The sequence below is a fragment of the Novosphingobium sp. DS6-6 genome (assembly GCF_057784975.1).
Window position 1 is genome coordinate 146,783 of the sequence record NZ_JBYNTS010000006.1, and the last position, 18,174, is coordinate 164,956.

Annotated in this window: 10 protein-coding genes; all 10 read left to right on the plus strand. The window is 64.7% G+C overall.

All coding sequences use genetic code 11. The features are described from left to right. The first annotated feature begins 227 nt into the window (after positions 1 to 227). The 10 genes from rlxS (at position 228) to trbB (ending at position 18,173) form a co-directional block, all read left to right on the plus strand. Entirely contained in the window at positions 228 to 2,240 is a 2,013-nt protein-coding gene (gene rlxS, locus AC3EDY_RS09570; RefSeq protein WP_488572261.1) for a relaxase/mobilization nuclease RlxS, read from the plus strand. Positions 2,241 to 2,556: 316 nt separating this feature from the next. Next, positions 2,557 to 3,885, plus strand: coding sequence for a DNA cytosine methyltransferase (locus AC3EDY_RS09575; RefSeq protein WP_488572262.1), 1,329 nt, complete (start codon positions 2,557 to 2,559; stop codon positions 3,883 to 3,885). Between the two features lie 8 nt (positions 3,886 to 3,893). Further along, a complete protein-coding gene (locus tag AC3EDY_RS09580) occupies positions 3,894 to 6,005 on the plus strand; it encodes a hypothetical protein (protein ID WP_488572263.1) in 2,112 nt (703 codons plus the stop codon). Then, complete coding sequence (locus AC3EDY_RS09585) at positions 6,002 to 7,513, plus strand: hypothetical protein (protein WP_488572264.1); 1,512 nt, start codon at positions 6,002 to 6,004, stop codon at positions 7,511 to 7,513. The genes AC3EDY_RS09580 and AC3EDY_RS09585 overlap by 4 nt, the downstream gene beginning before the upstream one ends. Continuing rightward, positions 7,510 to 12,981 carry an ATP-binding protein gene (locus tag AC3EDY_RS09590; RefSeq protein WP_488572265.1) on the plus strand — a complete coding sequence of 1,824 codons (5,472 nt, stop codon included), beginning with the start codon at positions 7,510 to 7,512 and terminating at the stop codon, positions 12,979 to 12,981. The genes AC3EDY_RS09585 and AC3EDY_RS09590 overlap by 4 nt, the downstream gene beginning before the upstream one ends. A 5-nt stretch (positions 12,982 to 12,986) precedes the next feature. Further along, positions 12,987 to 13,439 carry a very short patch repair endonuclease gene (locus AC3EDY_RS09595; RefSeq protein WP_488572266.1) on the plus strand — a complete coding sequence of 151 codons (453 nt, stop codon included), beginning with the start codon at positions 12,987 to 12,989 and terminating at the stop codon, positions 13,437 to 13,439. A gap of 232 nt (positions 13,440 to 13,671) precedes the next feature. Continuing rightward, on the plus strand, positions 13,672 to 14,577 hold the full coding sequence (locus AC3EDY_RS09600; protein WP_488572267.1) for a HEPN domain-containing protein: 906 nt from the start codon (positions 13,672 to 13,674) through the stop codon (positions 14,575 to 14,577). 161 nt (positions 14,578 to 14,738) lie between these two features. Continuing rightward, positions 14,739 to 16,763, plus strand: coding sequence for a conjugal transfer protein TraG (locus AC3EDY_RS09605; protein WP_488572268.1), 2,025 nt, complete (start codon positions 14,739 to 14,741; stop codon positions 16,761 to 16,763). A gap of 7 nt (positions 16,764 to 16,770) precedes the next feature. After that, positions 16,771 to 17,175 carry a CopG family transcriptional regulator gene (locus AC3EDY_RS09610; protein WP_488572269.1) on the plus strand — a complete coding sequence of 135 codons (405 nt, stop codon included), beginning with the start codon at positions 16,771 to 16,773 and terminating at the stop codon, positions 17,173 to 17,175. Then, on the plus strand, positions 17,175 to 18,173 hold the full coding sequence (gene trbB, locus AC3EDY_RS09615; protein ID WP_488572270.1) for a P-type conjugative transfer ATPase TrbB: 999 nt from the start codon (positions 17,175 to 17,177) through the stop codon (positions 18,171 to 18,173). The genes AC3EDY_RS09610 and trbB overlap by 1 nt, the downstream gene beginning before the upstream one ends. The last annotated feature ends 1 nt before the right edge of the window (position 18,174 follow it).

Genomic DNA, 18,174 nt, shown 5'->3' on the forward strand with positions numbered 1-18,174 from the left:
GGGCAGTTCAGACGGGAGGGCGGCGTAAGGCAAGATAAAGCTATGGCACTGGTGCGCCATAAGCCTATGTCTGCACATCGTTTTTTGGACCCGTGACCGGCACTGTCCTCTGGACGCCAGTGCCGTTCCGCGCCGAAAGGACGGCATTCCGCCATGTTCGGCGGCACCGGTTTTCATGGGGAGCGCTGGGCGTCATGCTTGCCCCCCATGCCCCCGGAATCAGGATAATGGCCGACGACGACAGCTTTGAACCGCGCCTTGGGCGCCAGCGCCAGCAGGGCGGCAAGCGCGCCCGGTGCTATCTCGGCCGCGTGCTTGCCGCCGCCAATCTTGCGCGCAGCGGCATGGCTGCCCCGGGCCTCGCACGGGGAGCGTACTCGGGCACCCGGATCGGGCGTGGCGCGGGTGTCAGCCGGATGCTCGCCAGCCGCGGCGGACATGCGGCGTCGAACAGCCGCCGCGTCGTCGTCAAGGCAAGCATCGTCAAACTCGCCGGCAAGGGCGCGTCGGCCGCTGCCGCGCACCTGCGCTATCTCCAGCGCGACGGCACGACGCGCGAGGGCGAGCGGGGTACGCTCTACGGGCGTGATGCCGTCGCCATCGACGGCAAGGCGTTTGGCGAACGCGGGGCTGGCGATCGCCACCAATTCCGCTTCATCGTCTCGCCCGAGGACGGGGATCAGTATGAGGACCTGAAACCCCTGACCCGGCGGCTGATGGCGCGCATGGAAGAGGATCTCGGGACGAAGCTCGACTGGGTCGCGGTCGACCATTTCAACACCGGCCACCCGCACACCCATATCGTCGTGCGCGGGAAGGACGATCGTGGCGCCGATCTCGTCATCGCCCGCGACTATATGACGACCGGCATCCGCGAGCGCGCCGCCGAGCTGGTCGATCTCGACCTTGGCCCACGCACCCACCGCGAGATCGCGCAGACGCTGCGCGCCGAAGTCGAGCAGGAGCGCCTGACCTCCATCGACCGGGCCTTGCTCAAGGGGGCGGACGCCGAGCGGGTGGTGGCGACCAATGGTCGCGACGCCTTCGACCAGACGCTGCGCGCCGGCCGGCTGGCGAAGCTGTCGCGCCTGGGCCTGGCCGACCCGCTCGGCGCCGGTCGCTTCCGGCTCGCGCCGGACCTCGCCGATACGCTCCGCGCATTGGGCGAACGCGGCGACATCATCCGCACGATGCAGCGCGAATTTTCGCGCACTGCGACCGTCCGGGCGCCGGCCGACCAGGCGATCTACGATCCGGCCGCGCCCGATGCCCGCCCGCTGGTCGGTCGCGTGCTGGCGCACGGGCTCGCCGACGAGCATGATGATAGCCATTTCCTGATCGTCGATGGCGTGGACGGGCGCAGCCACTATGTGGCGATCGGCAAGCCTGTCCTGAGCTTCGCCGAAGGGGGCACGGAAACCGACGCCAGCTTGGCGCGTGGTGCGATCGTGCGGATCGATCCGATCAGGCCGACAGCACGGGAGGTGGATCGGACCATCGTCGCGGTCGCCGCCGCCAATGGTGGACGATACGATGTCGATGGCCACCTTCGCCACGATCCGACCGCCACGCAGGCCTTCGCTGAAACCCATGTCCGGCGGCTCGAGGCGATGCGACGGACATCGGGTATCGTCGAGCGCGAGCCGTCCGGCCACTGGATCATCGCGCCGGACCATCTCGAGCGCGTGGCGGCCCATGAGACAGCGAGGCTGCGGGACCGTCCGGTCGCGATCACCATGTTGTCGGCGCAGCCGCTCGATAGACTGGCCGATGTCGACGCCGCGACCTGGATCGACCGCGAGCTTGTTTCGGCCGCGCCCGAGCCTGTTCGCGATGCCGGATTCGGCCACGACCTGCGCGACGCCCAGGCGCGTCGGCGGCAGTGGCTGGTGGCGCAGGGATTGGCCGAGGAGACGGGCGGCAGCACGACGTTTCCGAACGGCATGATCGCCGCGCTTCAGCGGCGCGAGTTGCTCCGGGTTGCGGGGCAGCTCGCAGACGAACTTAAAATGCCGTTCCGGGAAGCTGCCGAGGGCGCTCGGATCGAGGGCGTCTACCGCCGCTCGATTGATCTCGTCAGCGGGCGCTTCGCGCTAGTTGAGCGATCACGTGATTTCACGCTGGTGCCGTGGCACCCGGCGCTGGAGCGGCAGGTCGGCAAATCGGTCTCGGGATTGATGCGCGGCGACGGCATTAGCTGGTCGATCGGGCGCGGTCGCAGTGGACCGAGCATTTCATGAGCTGAACGAAGCCTGCAGCGACCGGCCGAGCGTCGGCTAGGAATGCAACGAGAACTCCGTTTGTGACGCGAGCGCTCGCCATTTCCGAGCTTCCCAGCGCCGCCATGCTGATAGCGACGCGGCGAGATCGGTCCGCCTCTTCGTGATGGTATGATCGTTGCGACGTTGCTATGCTCCTGATGGGCCCGGGTAAGTCGAGACAATGTCGCCGGCCAGGCCTCTGGCCTGGGCCGTTATTTTCCTTGGCCAAGCATGATGGGAACTTGAAGCTAGCCTTGCCGGATAGCCTGCAAGCCAACGAGGTATTTAGTGGCCGATGAAGTCCTATAGTTTCGCCGATTTATTTGCAGGGTGCGGGGGCCTTTCACTTGGGCTGTCGCTGGCAGGATTGAAGGGTAAGTTCGCGGTCGAGCGCGATCCGATGGCCTTCGAGACTTTTTCGGCCAACTTCATCGATAGCCCACGGTCTACGGTCGCCTTTGATTGGCCGGCCTGGCTTGCGAAGCAGGCTTGGGACATCGAACTCCTCCTCGCGCAGCACAAGGATGACTTGGTCGGGCTGCGGGGCACGATCGACGTGTTGGCCGGTGGACCGCCCTGCCAGGGCTTCAGTTTTGCCGGGCGGCGCGTCGAGGGAGACCCCCGCAACCTGTTGTTCGAGAAATATGTGGAGGTCGTCGCCGCACTCCAGCCACAGGCTCTCATCCTAGAGAACGTGCCGGGGATGCGCGTCGCCCATGCGCGTCGAAACGTCGTGGACCTCCCGGTTCCCGGCAAGCAGGTTGAGAAGCCGAAGTCCTTCTATGACAAGCTCGTCGATAGCCTCGACGTGGCTGGGTATAAGATGGAGGCCATGCTGGTGGATTCATCCCGGTTCGGCGTACCCCAGCGTCGCTCTCGCCTGATCGCCGTCGGCATCCGGAGGGACCTGTGCGAATGGCTGGATGGCGGTATCTCGCGCATGTTCGTGCTGCTCGAGGAAGCGAGGCTCGCGCAGCTCAAGGAGCTTGGCCTTCCAGAGGCGGTCAGCGCCTCCAGTGCGTTATCAGACCTGGAGACCGCTGGCCGTGAGATGATCGACTGCACCGACCCGGAATCGACCCGCGGCTTCCGCGAGGTAAAATATAGCGCGCCGACGACGACCTACCAGCGGCTAATGCAAGCCGGGCACGATGGCAGCATGGATAGCATGCGCCTCGCCCGGCACCGTGACGACGTGAGGGAACGGTTCGCCCGCATCCTCGTGGAATGTCGCAAAGGCGTCCGCATGGATGACGAAAGCCGCAAGACCTACGGCCTCAAGAAGCACCGGATCTATCCGATGGACAGCGGCGAACCCGCCCCGACAGTCACCACCTTGCCGGACGACATTCTCCATTATTGCGAGCCGCGCATCTTGACCGTTCGCGAAAGCGCTCGCCTCCAGTCGTTCCCGGATTGGTTCGCCTTCAAGGGAAAGTTCACGACCGGTGGCGACCGGCGCACGAAGGAGTGCCCGCGCTACACGCAGGTTGGCAACGCCGTGCCGCCCTACCTTGCGCGCGCGATCGGCATCGCGGTGCGCAAGCTCCTTGAAGAAGTCGCCCTAACGAAATCGTTGTTCGGCGACGGCGCAGCGGAACTACCGACCGTCGCGACGGCCTAGGGGGTATAATGACGGGGGAAGCCATAGTGGCGCCGTTTCCGGCGCAACTCCTGAATTGGGCCGGCAACCGGTCGGGCGGCGTTCGCCGCCTATTCGATGCAGGCAGCGGCCGGCCAGGCCAAGCGGTGTTCGAGACGAACCTGTTGCATCGCCTGGAAGCCTGGGCTGGATCGATCGCGTCCGGGTCAGGTAGCGTCCCGCGCATCTTGATGCTGGTTGGCGGGCCAGGAAATGGCAAGACCGAGGCGATCGAATCAACGGTGGGCTGGCTCGACGCGGCGTTGGGCGCCGATGGCAAACTTGCGGCGGAGCTCAGGAAATCCTTTTTCCCGCCAGAGGGTACGGCGGTTCCGCGGCTCGTCCGCGTCGATACAACGGGTCTCGGGATTGGGTCGCGCCAACTGGGCTTGTCGATCGTCCAGGATGCCTCCGCTGTCGTTGGCGCGGCAGGCAAGCAAGCCGCGCAGCTCCTGCTCGAGGAGCTCAACGCCGTGCAGGCAGCCGGTCCAGGCGAGGCCTATTTGTGCTGCGTGAACCGCGGCGTGCTTGATGATGCGCTGATTGAGGCAATCGACAACGACCGAGAAGGTTCTCGCCGCCTGCTCGAAGCCGTGACGCGCGCGGTTAGCCTGGCTCCAGACGCACCATCTTGCTGGCCGCTCGCCGGCTTCTCCGACGTTGCCGTGTGGCCCATGGATGCGGAATCGTTGCTCCTCCCACCTCTAGCGGGCGGCGAGGAACCAGCGCGGAGCCTGTTGCGCACCGCGCTCGACGACAAGAAATGGCCCGCACCTGGGTCGTGCGCCGGTGGCGCCTCCTGCCCATTTTGCGGCAGCCGCGAGCGGCTGGCGCGCGAACGCGAGGAAACGTCGCTCCTACAAATCCTTCGATGGTTCGAGGTGGCGAGCGGGAAGCGCTGGAGTTTTCGCGACCTATTCTCGCTGGCATCCTACCTGCTTGCCGGCCACCGCGTATCGCCCCGGGAAGCCGTCCTCGAACCTTGTGAATGGGCAGGGAAGCTCGTTGGCCTCGACGAGATAGCGCGCCGGGGCGGCAAGCCGTCAAAGGAGCAATCGACGGCCATCTTCCAATTGGTCGCCTCGCAATACCAGCATGCGCTTTTCCACCGCTGGGAGCGCGACGCCGGTCCCGCCCTCATGCGCGAGATCAAGGAACTTGAGCTGGACGACGACAACACTGCGATGGGCTTGCAGTGGTTCCTGTCGTCCCGCCGGACGGCATACCTGCCCGCAATGATCGGCAGCGCACTCGAAGGCGTCGCCGAACTGCTTGACCCCGCGCTCACCGACCCCGACACGGAAGTGCAGGCGACCAAGAATACCCGCTTTGCGCTCCGCGAGATCGATGTCAGGTTCAGTCGCTCGGTCCTAGAGGGCTTGGACTACGTCCGGAAGCTGCAGGTGCTATCGCGGCTCGAGGTCGACCTCGTCGAGCGGTTGGCCAAGCTTGACGCAGCGCTGTCGGTCGGGGGAGTTCGCCGGAAAAGGCCAACATCGGCCACCAATGTGCAGCGCTTCGTCCGCGACTTTGCTTGCCGCCTCGTCCGGCGGGCTCTTGGGACCCGAACAGCCGCCGTGCTCGATGCGCCGATCCTCCAGGATTTCCAGCGCGTGCTTGAGGACACTGCCGGCGACGACCTGTTCGATGTCGCGCAGGAGGTAGAACAGCTGCTAAACCGGAACCAGGACTTCGAAATTTCCCTGACGACGACCTTCGGCCAACCGCTGCCGCCGATGATCCGGCGTGCGACCCTGGTCGTGCCGTCCCGCTCGGTGCAGCCGCTTGATGCAGAGAAGGCCGGAAGGCCGGCGTCCCCGATTTGCTTTCTAATGGTCGGCGATGGTCGATCGGGCCAGCCAACTGCGTTGACCTACGACCTCTTCAAGGCGGTGAAGGAACTCGAGAAGGGAATGTCGGTGGCGTCGCTGCCGCGAACCGTGCTCGCGCTGCTCGATACGACGCGTGCGCGTCTTTCCGGCCCGATCGTTAGGGACAAGCTCGTGCTCGACCGGGCTCGTATCCGGATTGGATCAAGCGGCACGTCGGTCGTTCAACGGCGGACGGGCTTCGCCATTCGCAAGGAAGGCGGGGGCCGATGACGCTAGCAAAATTCAGGGAGGAACCGTGGCGCACCTCCCATGCGGCCTATCAGGATTCGGCGCTCGCGATGTCGCCCGCTCCCGAATATGCAAGCTCCGAGGTCATCCTGTCGTCATTGTACCGGCATGTCGGCCTGGAGGGTGCAACTGAACGCACCGTGCCGCAGCGCGGGCGCGACCTCGACAAGGAAGTCCAATGGTACCGTGATCGGGCGCGCAAGCCAGATGCAGCGGCGCTCGACGCGGACACCTTCCATATGCTGCTCCATTCAGTCTTGGAAAGCCCCAAGCTCCCGAATCAATCCTCGAAGAGGTTCGTGCAGGTTACGCCGCTGGTACCCCAAGCCACGGTCTTCTCAGGATCGGCGCGGCTTAGCAGCAATTCATGGCCGGCAGGCGCGTTGATCCGCCGCATGGTGTGGCTCGGGTCGCCTGACGCGGTAACGGCGACGGAGACTTGGCAAGCGTTGTTCGATGCCCTTTCGGTGACCGAAAACGACGACATCTTCGCCCGCTTCCTCCAAGCCGAGATCGAGGCTTGGTCGCAACAGCCAGCCTGGGCGGCCGTCGAGCCTGGTGAGCAATCGACGCTCGACCCGGCCGACAGAGATGGCTTGGATTATCCGGCACGGCGCTTCGTCCGTGATCTTGGCTCAATCATTTCCGCCAAGGATTCGATGACCCGCCGGCAATGGACGAGCCTTCTTGAGGCGATCATCAGGCTTGCTGCGGTCGCGCATGTCATCTGGCTGTGCGACGTCCATGCCAAGTCATGGGAATGCATTAGGGGCGCGCTCGACGGCAACGGTCCCGCCGACGCGGCGGCGGCGCGCTCAGCGATTTACCCCAAGGCCTTCCAGTTCTTGTCCTATGGTGATCGCGCCCTTCCCGGTATCAAGGACCGCGCGTCAGCCTTTCTCCAGGCCCGTCTCGGCCTCAACGCGACGCTGTGGGCGCTGCAGGCCGCCGGCATCGAGATAACGTCATTGTCATCGGCGGCCGCCGTCGCGGAAGTTTGCGAACGCGTGCGGGCGAGCGCGAGCGCCGTGGAGGCGACCGGGGTCCACGATGTCTTGGCCGACGTATCCGAACGTGAGACTCGTACGCTCCTGTGCAAGAAGGGAATTGGCTCGAACATCATGGAATTCGCGCGCCACGTCCTCGGCCAGCGGCAGGCCGCGAACCCGGTCTTGCGCGGCTATGATCAGGGCTTCTCGCTCCGAAAGCGCGGCACCAGCAATTCGAGTCCCTGGGTTGTCGGCCTGGGACCGGTCAGCGTGCTGGCGCTGGTGCATTGCTCCTTGGCAGGCACAACAGGGCCACGGTCGGTGCGCCGCCTCTCCCAGCATCTGGCCGGATACGGGGCGATCGTCGACTATAGGGATATCGCGACAAACGACCTCGGCCACCAGCTACGCATGCTCGGGTTGGTGCTCGACAGCCCCGATGCGGAAAGCGGCATGCTGCTCGTGCCGCCCTTTCCTACCCGCCAGGAAGAAACCGCATGAACCGCTTGGCATCCACCATCGCGGATCTCATTCGTGACAAGCTTTCGCAAGCCCCGGGCGGCGAGCATGGCGAAGTGCGGCTGATCTTCCACGGCCCCCAGAAGGAAATCCTGGCTAAGGTCTTCGACTTGTTGGCCGTCGATGACGAGGTAGGTCCGAAGGTGCCCATCCTGCTTCAGCTGCCAAGCTTGGCCCCGGGCGAGGAGAACCCGCCGGTCGGCGTGTCTGGCTGTTGCGACGACACCCATTTGCTCAACCTGCGCAATTCACCCTCCCAGCCGACGTTCCTGGCCCTTGTCCCTCCGGGCCAGCACAGCATGCGCTCCGTGACGTCAACGACCGATGAGTTCGGCGTCGCTGCCGCCAACAACGGGGGCAACGTGCCCTTCGAGGATTGGTGGGCGGACGAGTTCATCCAGGAATTGGTACGCGTCGGCGTTGTTCAGGCAGGCATCCAGGAACAGCAGCAGCGCGACGATGCGCGGACCTTGGTTGGCCGAGCGGCTTCTGCCGCGGATGAAATGGATCCGGAGCGAACCCAGCGCGCCGCCGCGTGGAAGGTGCTCTCGCGCCTGTTCTCGGTGGTGCCGGGCTTGGCCGGCCTCACGCCAGCGCAGCAGGTCAGCCTTGCTTGCGGGATGCCGCCAATGCGCGACGGCACGATATCATCCCGCGAGCAAGTGGCGGTCCTGGAGAAGATCGCCGATGCCATGTCTGATGGGTTCGGTCCCGGCGTCCGTCGTGCGCAGGAGAATGCCAGCGACGAAGACAGTCGCCATCTCGACACCTTCCTCGCCCACTTGCGCGAGGCATGCGACCTTCCAACGGCCTTCGAAAGGGCGACGGCCGCCTACTATGCTCCGGACAGCGGATTGGACATGCCGGTCGCACCTGATTGGTGGAGGGCGCTAACAACCGAGAAGTGGTCGGAGCTGCTGACCGAGGATGCCGCCGCGCAGGGCGACATCCGAATGGGTTGCTCGAATGCGCTTGTCCCGCTGGCCAAGGGCATGCCGATCCTCGTGGAAGGCAATGTTGCACTCACATTCGAGACGGTCGGCCCGGACGCGACGGGCACCGTGGTGTCGATCGAGCGCGGCAAGGGCAACAAGCTCGGCGAGATCCGGGTCGGCGACGAGGAAGCTGTCTTCCTCGATGAAGCGCCGCCCGGCCACAAGACGCCGCTTCGGTACGCGGCGTCCGCCGACGGCTTCAAACCCGGCGCGATCAAGATCGTGTCGCTCGCGACTTGGCAGCCCGGAATTTTCGTCGCCTGCCGGCTCGCCCGCAAGCTGACCCCGCCGCGCAAGCCTACGCGTCGCGCCAAAGGGGCGCCAGAATTTGAGACGAGTCTGGTCGTGCCCGGCGGCGGTCGCTACGAACTGTTGGTGTTCACATCGCCAGGAGTCGAACTGGACGCCGGGGCAACAGGCACTGCCGACGATACCCAGGATCGCATCGATGCCATCCAGCAACTTGTCGTTCGTCCCGTGCGCGAAGGATTCCATCAGGTCGAGGTTGAAGCGGAAACGAACTACCAAGTTGACATTGGCTTCAGCCGGCCAGCAGCGGACGGCTCGGTATCGCACGAGACCTGCCGCGTGTTCCTCGCGGTCGACGACGTCGTCGAGCAGGGCTGCCGGAGCGAGTTTGAACGATTGATCCGTGCCAATCGTCGGGCGATCGAGCCTTCTGAGGCAAAGCCCGTCGTCCAGCTGAACCGGAGCGCCCGGGCTTCGAGCCTGCAGGATTGGATGCTGTCCGATGATTCCGCCGGGAGATCGTATCTCCCGATCGTGCTCGCCGACGACTATGTCGACGCCTGGGTCCAGCCCGTCTGGGGCACCGGCACCGGACCAATCTTCTCTACCGGGCGCTTTCTACAGGATCCGCGCCCGGACGCCGCCGAGTTCCAGCCGCCAATTGGCTTCGTGGAAGCGAGGCAGCAACTTGCGGCGCGCATTCGCGGCACTGGCGACCAAACTGGGTTGATGGAGTCGGCCGAACTAGGGAAGTGGCTCGTTAGCGACGAGGATTTCCGCGCCCTCGTCGAGCAGTATCTCGACGCCTACCAAGCGTGGCTCGCCGCCGAACCCGACGTGGCATGCTGGGTCGACGTGGGTATCATCACGTCGCTGGAGGATGATCGCAGGACCATCTCCCGGATACCCGACGCGATCATGCTGTCGCCGCTCCACCCGCTCCGTCTCGCATGGCACGCTGTTGCCCAAGGCGTCCTGCTAGAGGCCGAGTCCGGGGGGAATCCGTGCCCGGCGGTTAGCGTCCTCGATCCCGACTGCGTCCCCGACCTATTGACGCTGTCGCTTCGATCGCCTGGCGGCATCGAGAAGGTCGATTTCCTAGCCGTGGAAAATGGCACCGACTACTGGTCGGTCTTGTGGAACGGCGAGCGACTTGGCCGCCTTCCCAGCCGGTCGAGGATCGCCCCATTCGGCGAAGCTTTCGGCATTTCGGTTGGCGGCATTTCCGTTGGATTTAGCGCGGCACAGGTCGCCCGAGCGCTGGAGGATGTGTCGGGCCTCCTCTCAGCAAAGCCGGTCGTCGGTGTCGTGGTGGCAAGCGCCGGCGGCACGACGGATGCTTGCAACGAGGGCCTCATTAACTGGTGCTCGGATCGATACCGCGATGGCGACGGCCGCGCCCCCCGCCAGGCGGCGGGGCCGCGCTTCGTCGAGATATATGACCACCGCGATGGCGACTCACGCCCGGACGATGCAACAATCGCCAACCTGTCGGAGGATACCCGCAACAGCGTGCGGTGGTTCGATGGCCAGCCGGCGACCGCCCGGCCCGACCTTGGGATCATTGCGCAGCTGGACATGTCCGAGCCCAGCGCCGCGCCGGTTTCGGGTCGATCACCAATTGGCCATGGCGGCTTGCTGCGCCATCGGGTCCGCCGCCAGCTCCCTGGTGCGTTCCTGAGCGAGACACGCCAGTCGCTGGCTGGGTCGACCTCCGGCGATGTCCTTGCCGACAAGGTCGCGGCTTGCGTTGGCACGATGGAGAGCCTTGGCGATCGTCGGACCGGCATGCGATTCGCGCCGAACGTCAACGCCGTGCGCGACATGCTCGAGACGCGGCGGACCGATTTCGTCGCGGTCTCGTCCTCGGCGATCGATCCAGCCTGCTTCCTCGGCGGATGGCTGGAGGACGCTTACCTCTGGGATTATGACATGCCGTCCTATTCCCATCGGGCTGGCGATACGAACGGCTACTACCTTTTGTCGCGGGTCAAACAGGCGGATCGCGAAGCCCTTTCAAAGGCGCTTGGCCGCCTCCCGGGATGTGCAGCCATCGAGCCAGACCAAGTCCAGGACGTCTTGCTCGAGATCGCTCGCCGCGGGATTCCCACGATTAGGGGCCTGGCTGGCGATAATGCCGGCGCGACGGGCGACCTTGGCTTGTTCGTGGCCGTCCGATTACTGCAGGATCGGTTTCGGCTGTCGAACATTGGCGAGAGCCTAGTCCCGGTCATCGATGGCACCGGCGAGGACGTCACCGTCTGCATCATCGTGCCGGTCGATCCGTTTCGGGGGTATTTCTCCGATCTCGCAAAATCCCTGGGCAAGGATCGGAAGGACACCTCCCTCTCTCGTCCCGACCTTCTGGTCGTGGGCGTCAAGCTCGGGGCGGATGGCGTCCGAATCCACCTCACGCCTATTGAGGTGAAGTGCCGCCCCGGGTCCGTGTTCCCGCCGTCGGAGGTGAACGACGCGCTGGAGCAAGCGCGGACCTTTTCCCGGCTTCTTGCCGGCATGCTCCCGCACGACGGCCAGCCGGTCGCCTGGGCCCTTGGGTTCCAGCATTTGTTGCTCTCGATCATCGGCTTTGGCATGCGGGTCTATAGCCAGCATCCAGATGTCGTTGGCCGGGAGGCACAATGGGCGTCGCTCCATGAGCGCATCGCATCCGCCATCCTCGATCCAGGACCATGCGTCTCGGTCGACCAGCGGGGCCGACTGATAATCGTGGACGACAGTCCTCGCAGCGGCGTGCGCGACCGTGACGACGACGGCTTCGACGAGACCATCACGATCGGCAGCAGCGACGCCGGCCAAGTTGTCGCCGGAGACCCACTGGCCTTCTACGACAGTGTCCGGGCCAGGGTTGGGCAATGGGATCTCTTCCCGGCCGCCGGCGCGTTTACCACGGGCCTCGTGCAACCCCATGCAGACCCGGATGCGGAAGCAACCTCCGAGGCGGCATCGGCGCCCACCGGGGACGAAGGCGCGGCGCCGGTCGCAGTCGAGCTAGCGCGGGTTCCAACCCCGGTCGCAATGCCGGTCGTGGCCACGCCGGACGAGGTTTTGACCGGGATCGTGCTGTCGATCGGCACCACCGTGGACAGTTTCCGACCCGGCGAGGTCCAGCTAAATATTTCCGACACCCGGTTGAACCAGCTCAACATGGGCGTGGTCGGCGATCTGGGCACGGGCAAGACGCAGCTGCTGAAGTCGCTAATTATGCAGATTTCGGACGCGTCAGCCGTCAACCGCGGAATCCGGCCGCGCTTCCTGATCTTCGACTACAAGCGCGATTATAGCAGTCCCGAGTTCGTCAAGGCAACGGGCGCGCGCGTCGTGAAGCCATACCGGCTGCCGCTCAACCTTTTCGACACGAGTGCGATCGGCGATGCCGCCGCGCCCTGGCTCGATCGGTTCCGCTTCTTCGCCGACGTACTCGACAAGATCTACACCGGCATCGGACCCGTACAGCGCGACAAGCTCAAGCGGGCGGTTCGCGCTGCCTATGACGCGTGCTTGCCTGGGCAACAACCAACACTTTACGATGTCCATGCGGCCTATGCCGAGCTGCTTGATGGTAAGTCGGACTCGCCCATGGCGATCATCGACGACCTGGTGGACATGGAGGTGTTTGCCGCCAAGACGAGCGACACGCAGCCATTCGACGAGTTTCTCGATGGCGTGGTAGTCATCTCGCTCGATGCCCTGGGCCAGGACGATCGCAGCAAGAACATGCTCGTCGCTGTCATGCTCAACATGTTCTACGAAAACATGCTTCGTACGCCCAAGCGGTCCTTCATTGGCAGCGACCCGCAGCTTCGCGCGGTTGATTCCTATTTGCTGGTCGACGAAGCCGACAACATCATGCGGTATGAGTTCGACGTGCTGCGCAAGCTGCTCTTGCAAGGCCGGGAGTTCGGGACCGGCGTTATCCTTGCGTCGCAATACCTGCGGCACTTCAAGGTGAACGCGACCGACTATCGAGAGCCGCTGCTCAGTTGGTTCGTCCACAAGGTTCCGAACGTCACGCCGGCCGAGCTGTCCGCGCTGGGGCTGACGGGCGGCGCCGCCGAGATGGCAGAACGGGTGAAGTCGCTCCAAGTACACCAATGCCTCTACAAGTCGTTCGATGTGCCCGGCGAAGTGGTCCGCGGCTTGCCCTTCTTCGAGCTGGAGGCGCGGCGCGGGGCGAAGGACGACTAGCAAGCATGGTCGATACCCTTACCCCGGCGCAGCGATCCGAACGGATGTCGCGAATCCGGTCCACCGATACGAAGCCCGAGGTAGCCCTGCGGAAGGCACTTCACCGGCTCGGATTTCGGTTCAGGGTCCATGGACGTCGCTTGCCGGGAAAGCCGGACATCGTCCTAACGAAATATCGCACGGTCATCTTCGTGCACGGCTGTTTTTGGCACCGGCACGAAGGCTGCAAGATTGCAACGACGCCCAAGTCCAACACCGAATTCTGGATCGAGAAGTTCAGTCGCAACGTCGCTCGCGACGCGGCGGTACTCGATCAACTGCATGCCGCTCAATGGCACGTGATCATCGCCTGGGAATGCGATCTTGGTTCGGTTGCCAAAGTTTCTGGGAAAGCGACTGAAATGGCCGCACAAATTCGATCCAACTCTTGTAGGGATAGCGGTATCGAAGATCAATAACTGGCTGGTGATGTCGCTCGAGGGTGACACCGGGCGCCTTATTTAAGCGAGTGGCGCTTCAATTAATTAGGCAGTTAGTCAAGGCAAGCGGACTTAAATAAGGGAAACGACGGGGCGATGCGCAGGCGCGTTCGATATCTGCAAGGCTACGCTCGTGAGGCAGGGTCATCGGCGTGCACATGCGCGCGGTCGAGGCTTGCCAAGCGCCTAATCTCTCGCGAGAATCACCACCGTGCGTTCTGATGTCGATCACCTGCCCTCGATCCAGCAAGGCGAGCTGGATCGGGTGAAGCAATTGCTGATGGGCGAGTTTGCCGAAGCGACGGCGCGCGCGAACCAGCCGTGGAAGAAGAACGGGCGTATTCTCAAGGTCATCCTGTTCGGCAGCTATGCGCGGGACGATTGGGTCGATGAACCCGAGAATGGCTACCAGTCCGACTACGACTTGCTGATCATCGTCAGCCATCCCGATCTTACCGACCTCGCCGACTACTGGTACGTGGCCGAGGACAAAATCCTGCGCGATACCTCGATCGCGCGGCCGGTGAACATCATCGTCCATACCCTGCAGGAGGTGAACCAGGCGTTGAGCCGTGGCGAATATTTCTGGGTCGATATCGCGCGCGACGGGATCGTTCTCTACGAATTGCCCGGGAGCGCACTTGCCACGCCGCAGCCGCTGACGGCCGCCGATGCTTATGAGATGGCCTCCACCTACTTCCAAGACTGGCTCGCCAAGGTCGACAGCGGGATCAAACTGGCAGCATTCGCACTTCAAGAGGGCGAATTGAAAGATGCGGCTTTCCTGCTCCATCAAGCGACCGAGCGGGCCTATATCTGCTTCCTGCTTGTTCGCACCCTGTATTTTCCGCGCTCGCACAATATCAAGTTCCTGCGTTCGCTTGCCGAGGACAGCGACCCCCGCCTGATCGATGCATGGCCGCGCGCTTCCCGGATCGACCGACGCCGCTTTGAACTTCTGAAGCGCGCCTATGTCGAGGCGCGGTATTCGGCGAGCTACGAGATCGACAATGATGACCTCGATGCGCTGTCGCACGCTGTCCGTGCCCTCCGCGATCTCGTCGAGACCGTTTCGCGCGAACGCATCGAGCAGCTCCGGATAGACGCCGGCCTCTAACCGCCGGGCGACACCTGCCGGATAGCTTCCGGTTCCGGTATCTGGCCGGAACGGACCGAAGCGAGCCTATCTGCACCCATCAGCGCCGTTCCGTTTTTGGCTTCCGTCACCGAGTCTGAATCCGCTCAGGCCGATCCTGTTCGGCGGGCGGGAGCCTCGACGTGACACCCACAAAATTGCTCATCGGCCAAATCCTTGTCGTCTTCGCGATCGTCATTGCAGGAGTCTGGGCTGCGACGCAGTGGGCGGCGGCGATGCTGGCCTACCAGCCCGAACTCGGCCTGCCGTGGTTCCGGCTCGGCACCATACCCATCTACCATCCTTGGGCGCTGTTCGGCTGGTGGTATCACTATGATGCCTATGCCCCGATCGTGTTCGACAAGGCGGGGATACTGGCCGGTGCCAGCGGTTTCGTCGGCTGCGGGGCGGCGATTTTCGGTTCGCTGTGGCGCGCGCGCCAGTCGAGCAACGTCACCACCTATGGTTCGGCGCGCTGGGCAAGCCCCCGCGAGATCGAGCGCGCCGGGCTGCATCGCGACGCGGGTGTCATGCTCGGCACGCTCGGTGGCCGCTATCTTCGCCATGACGGCCCCGAGCATATCATGGCGTTCGCGCCAACGCGATCGGGCAAGGGTGTGGGCCTTGTTGTGCCCACCTTGCTGTCCTGGACCGGCTCGACGGTCGTCCACGATATCAAGGGCGAGAACTGGACACTGACTGCCGGCTGGCGCGCGCGCTTTTCGCACTGCCTGCTCTTCAACCCGACTGACGCCGCGTCGGCGCATTACAATCCTCTGCTCGAGGTCCGGCGCGGCACCGACGAGGTGCGCGACGTGCAGAACATCGCCGATATCCTCGTCGATCCCGAAGGCGCGCTCGAACGCCGCAACCATTGGGAGAAGACCAGCCATTCGCTGTTGGTCGGAGCGATCCTCCACATCCTCTACGCCGAGGAGGAGAAGACGCTCGCGCGCGTCGCGACCTTCCTCTCCGATCCACAGCGCAGCTTCGTCGCCACGCTCCGTCGGATGATGACCACCAATCATCTCGGCGACGACAAGAACCCCAGGGTACATCCCGTCGTCGCCTCCGCCGCGCGCGAGCTGCTCAACAAGAGCGAGAACGAGCGCTCTGGCGTGCTGTCGACCGCGATGTCCTTCCTCGGCCTCTATCGCGATCCGACCGTCGCCGAGGTCACGTCGCGCTGCGACTGGCGGATCGCCGACCTGATCGAGGCCGAGCGGCCCTTGTCGCTCTACCTCGTCATCCCGCCATCGGACATCAGCCGCACCAAGCCGCTGATCCGCCTCGTGCTCAACCAGATTGGCCGCCGTCTCACCGAGCGACTGGACCAGCCCGGCACATCCTCGCGCCGGCACCAGCTCCTGATGATGCTCGACGAGTTCCCGGCATTGGGGCGCCTCGATTTCTTCGAGACCAGCCTCGCCTTCATGGCCGGCTACGGCATCCGCGCCTTCCTGATCGCCCAGAGCCTCAACCAGATCGAGAAGGCATATGGCGACCACAACGCCATCCTCGACAATTGCCATGTCCGCGTTGCCTTCGCGACCAATGACGAGCGCACCGCCAAGCGCATTTCCGACGCGCTCGGCACTGCGACCGAGCAGCGCGCGATGCGCAACTATGCCGGGCACCGGCTCGCACCTTGGCTCGCCCACGTCATGGTCAGCCGCCAGGAAACCGCCCGCCAGCTCCTGACGCCGGGCGAGGTGATGCAGCTTTCGCCCGACGAGGAGCTTGTGCTCGTCTCCGGGCTCGCGCCAATCCGGGCGCTCAAGTTGCGCTATTTCCGCGACCGCAACTTCGCCGCGCGCGTAGCTACCGCGCCGGTGTTGGCATCGGGCCAATATGTCGACCGCCCGAAGTCGCGCGGCGACGACTGGTCCAACCAGGTGCGCAGCACCGACGACCGCCTGCACCAAGCGGAGGACGCGGCAGGCGGCGAGGACGATGGCGGCATGCAGCAGCAGCGCCATCCCGGCCTTCCCGAACAGGTTTCCAGGGCAACCGACGCCGCCGAAACGCGCGATCCCCAGATCGTGCCCGACGACCACGATGTCGCCGCCGACAAGCGCGCCATGGACCAGGCGCAAGGGCAAAACGCCGTCGTCCGGGGTCATGCCATCAACGAGGGCGCGAAGCGCGACCTCATACCGGATTTCTGAGGCCGCGATGAAGATCCGCCAGAACCTCTATATCGACCGCGAACTCAGCGACGCGCTGGAAGCGCTCGCGGCCGGTCCGCGGGGCAACAAAAGCCACCTCGTCAACGATGCGCTGAAGGATTGGCTGGCGCGCCGTGGAACCAAGGAAGTCGACGACCTCCTCAAGGTTCGTCTCGACCGCCTGACCCGCGAGCTTGCTGGCGCGCGGCGCGACATCGACGTGCTGCTGGAGAGCCTGGCGCTGTTCGTCCGCTACCAACTGATGGTGACGGCGCCGTTGCCCGAAGCCGATGCCGCAGCCCGCGCGATCGGGCGTGACCGCTTCGAGGCATTCGTCGCGCAGGTCGGTCGGCACCTCGCCGGCGGCAGGCGGACGCTCATACCCTCCGAGACCGATGGAGCTGCATCATAATGCCGCCTCCCGCCGATAGCGTTTCGACGGAACGCCGCCGCGCCATGCTGCGTACCGCCATGGGGCCGGCAATTGCCGCTGCACTCAGCGACCCGCGCGTCCTCGAGATCATGGTCAATCCCGACGGCGCGCTGCGCATCGATATCCTCGGCGAAGGCCGTGTCGATACCGACGTGAAGCTCGATGCGCCCCAAGTCGAGCGGATCATCCGGTTGGTGGCATCCCATGTCCGATCCGAGGTGCACGGCGACAAGCCCATCGTGTCGGCCGAACTGCCGCCGCTGGGCTCCGGCGCGGGGGAGCGGTTCGAGGGAATCCTGCCGCCCGTATCAACCGCCCCGTGCTTTTCGATCCGGAAACCCGCGGCGCGGATCTATACGCTGATGGACTATGTGACCGACGGCATCATGTCGGCGGAGGCCGCGCGCCTGTTGTCGCTCGCCGTCGTCGACCGCCGCAACATCCTCGTCGCCGGCGGGACCAGTTCGGGCAAGACGACCCTCGCCAATGCGCTTCTCGCCGAGATGGCCCATCTCGACGAACGGGTGATCCTGATCGAGGACACCCGCGAGCTGCAATCTCCGGCCCCCGATACGGTCGCGCTCAGGACCCGGCCCGGCGCCGTCACCATGGGCGATCTCGTGCGCTCGACGCTGCGCCTTCGACCCGACCGGATCATCGTCGGCGAAGTCCGCGGCGGCGAGGCACTCGACATGCTCAAGGCCTGGAACACCGGCCATCCCGGCGGGATCGCGACCGTCCACGCCAATAGTGCGGCATCCGCGCTCTACCGGATCGAGCAGCTCATCCAGGAAGCCGTGGTCACCGTGCCGCGCCGCCTGGTCGCCGAGGCCATCGACATGATCGTCTTCATCGCCGGGCGCGGCACCTCGCGGCGCATCGAGACGATCGCCCGCGTCGCCGGGCTCGCCCCCGACGGCGGCTACGCCGTCGTCGATCTCACCCCGACCCTGACCCCTGACCATGAAGGAGACTGAC

Bases quoted from the DNA above. Each gene is read 5' to 3' on its own strand.
- AC3EDY_RS09590 (WP_488572265.1), top strand. From the start codon at position 7,510: ATGAACCGCTTGGCATCCACCATCGCGGATCTCATTCGTGACAAGCTT.
- AC3EDY_RS09580 (WP_488572263.1), top strand. From the start codon at position 3,894: ATGACGGGGGAAGCCATAGTGGCGCCGTTTCCGGCGCAACTCCTGAAT.
- AC3EDY_RS09585 (WP_488572264.1), top strand. From the start codon at position 6,002: ATGACGCTAGCAAAATTCAGGGAGGAACCGTGGCGCACCTCCCATGCG.
- AC3EDY_RS09575 (WP_488572262.1), top strand. From the start codon at position 2,557: ATGAAGTCCTATAGTTTCGCCGATTTATTTGCAGGGTGCGGGGGCCTT.
- AC3EDY_RS09595 (WP_488572266.1), top strand. From the start codon at position 12,987: ATGGTCGATACCCTTACCCCGGCGCAGCGATCCGAACGGATGTCGCGA.
- trbB (WP_488572270.1), top strand. From the start codon at position 17,175: ATGCCGCCTCCCGCCGATAGCGTTTCGACGGAACGCCGCCGCGCCATG.
- rlxS (WP_488572261.1), top strand. From the start codon at position 228: ATGGCCGACGACGACAGCTTTGAACCGCGCCTTGGGCGCCAGCGCCAG.
- AC3EDY_RS09610 (WP_488572269.1), top strand. From the start codon at position 16,771: ATGAAGATCCGCCAGAACCTCTATATCGACCGCGAACTCAGCGACGCG.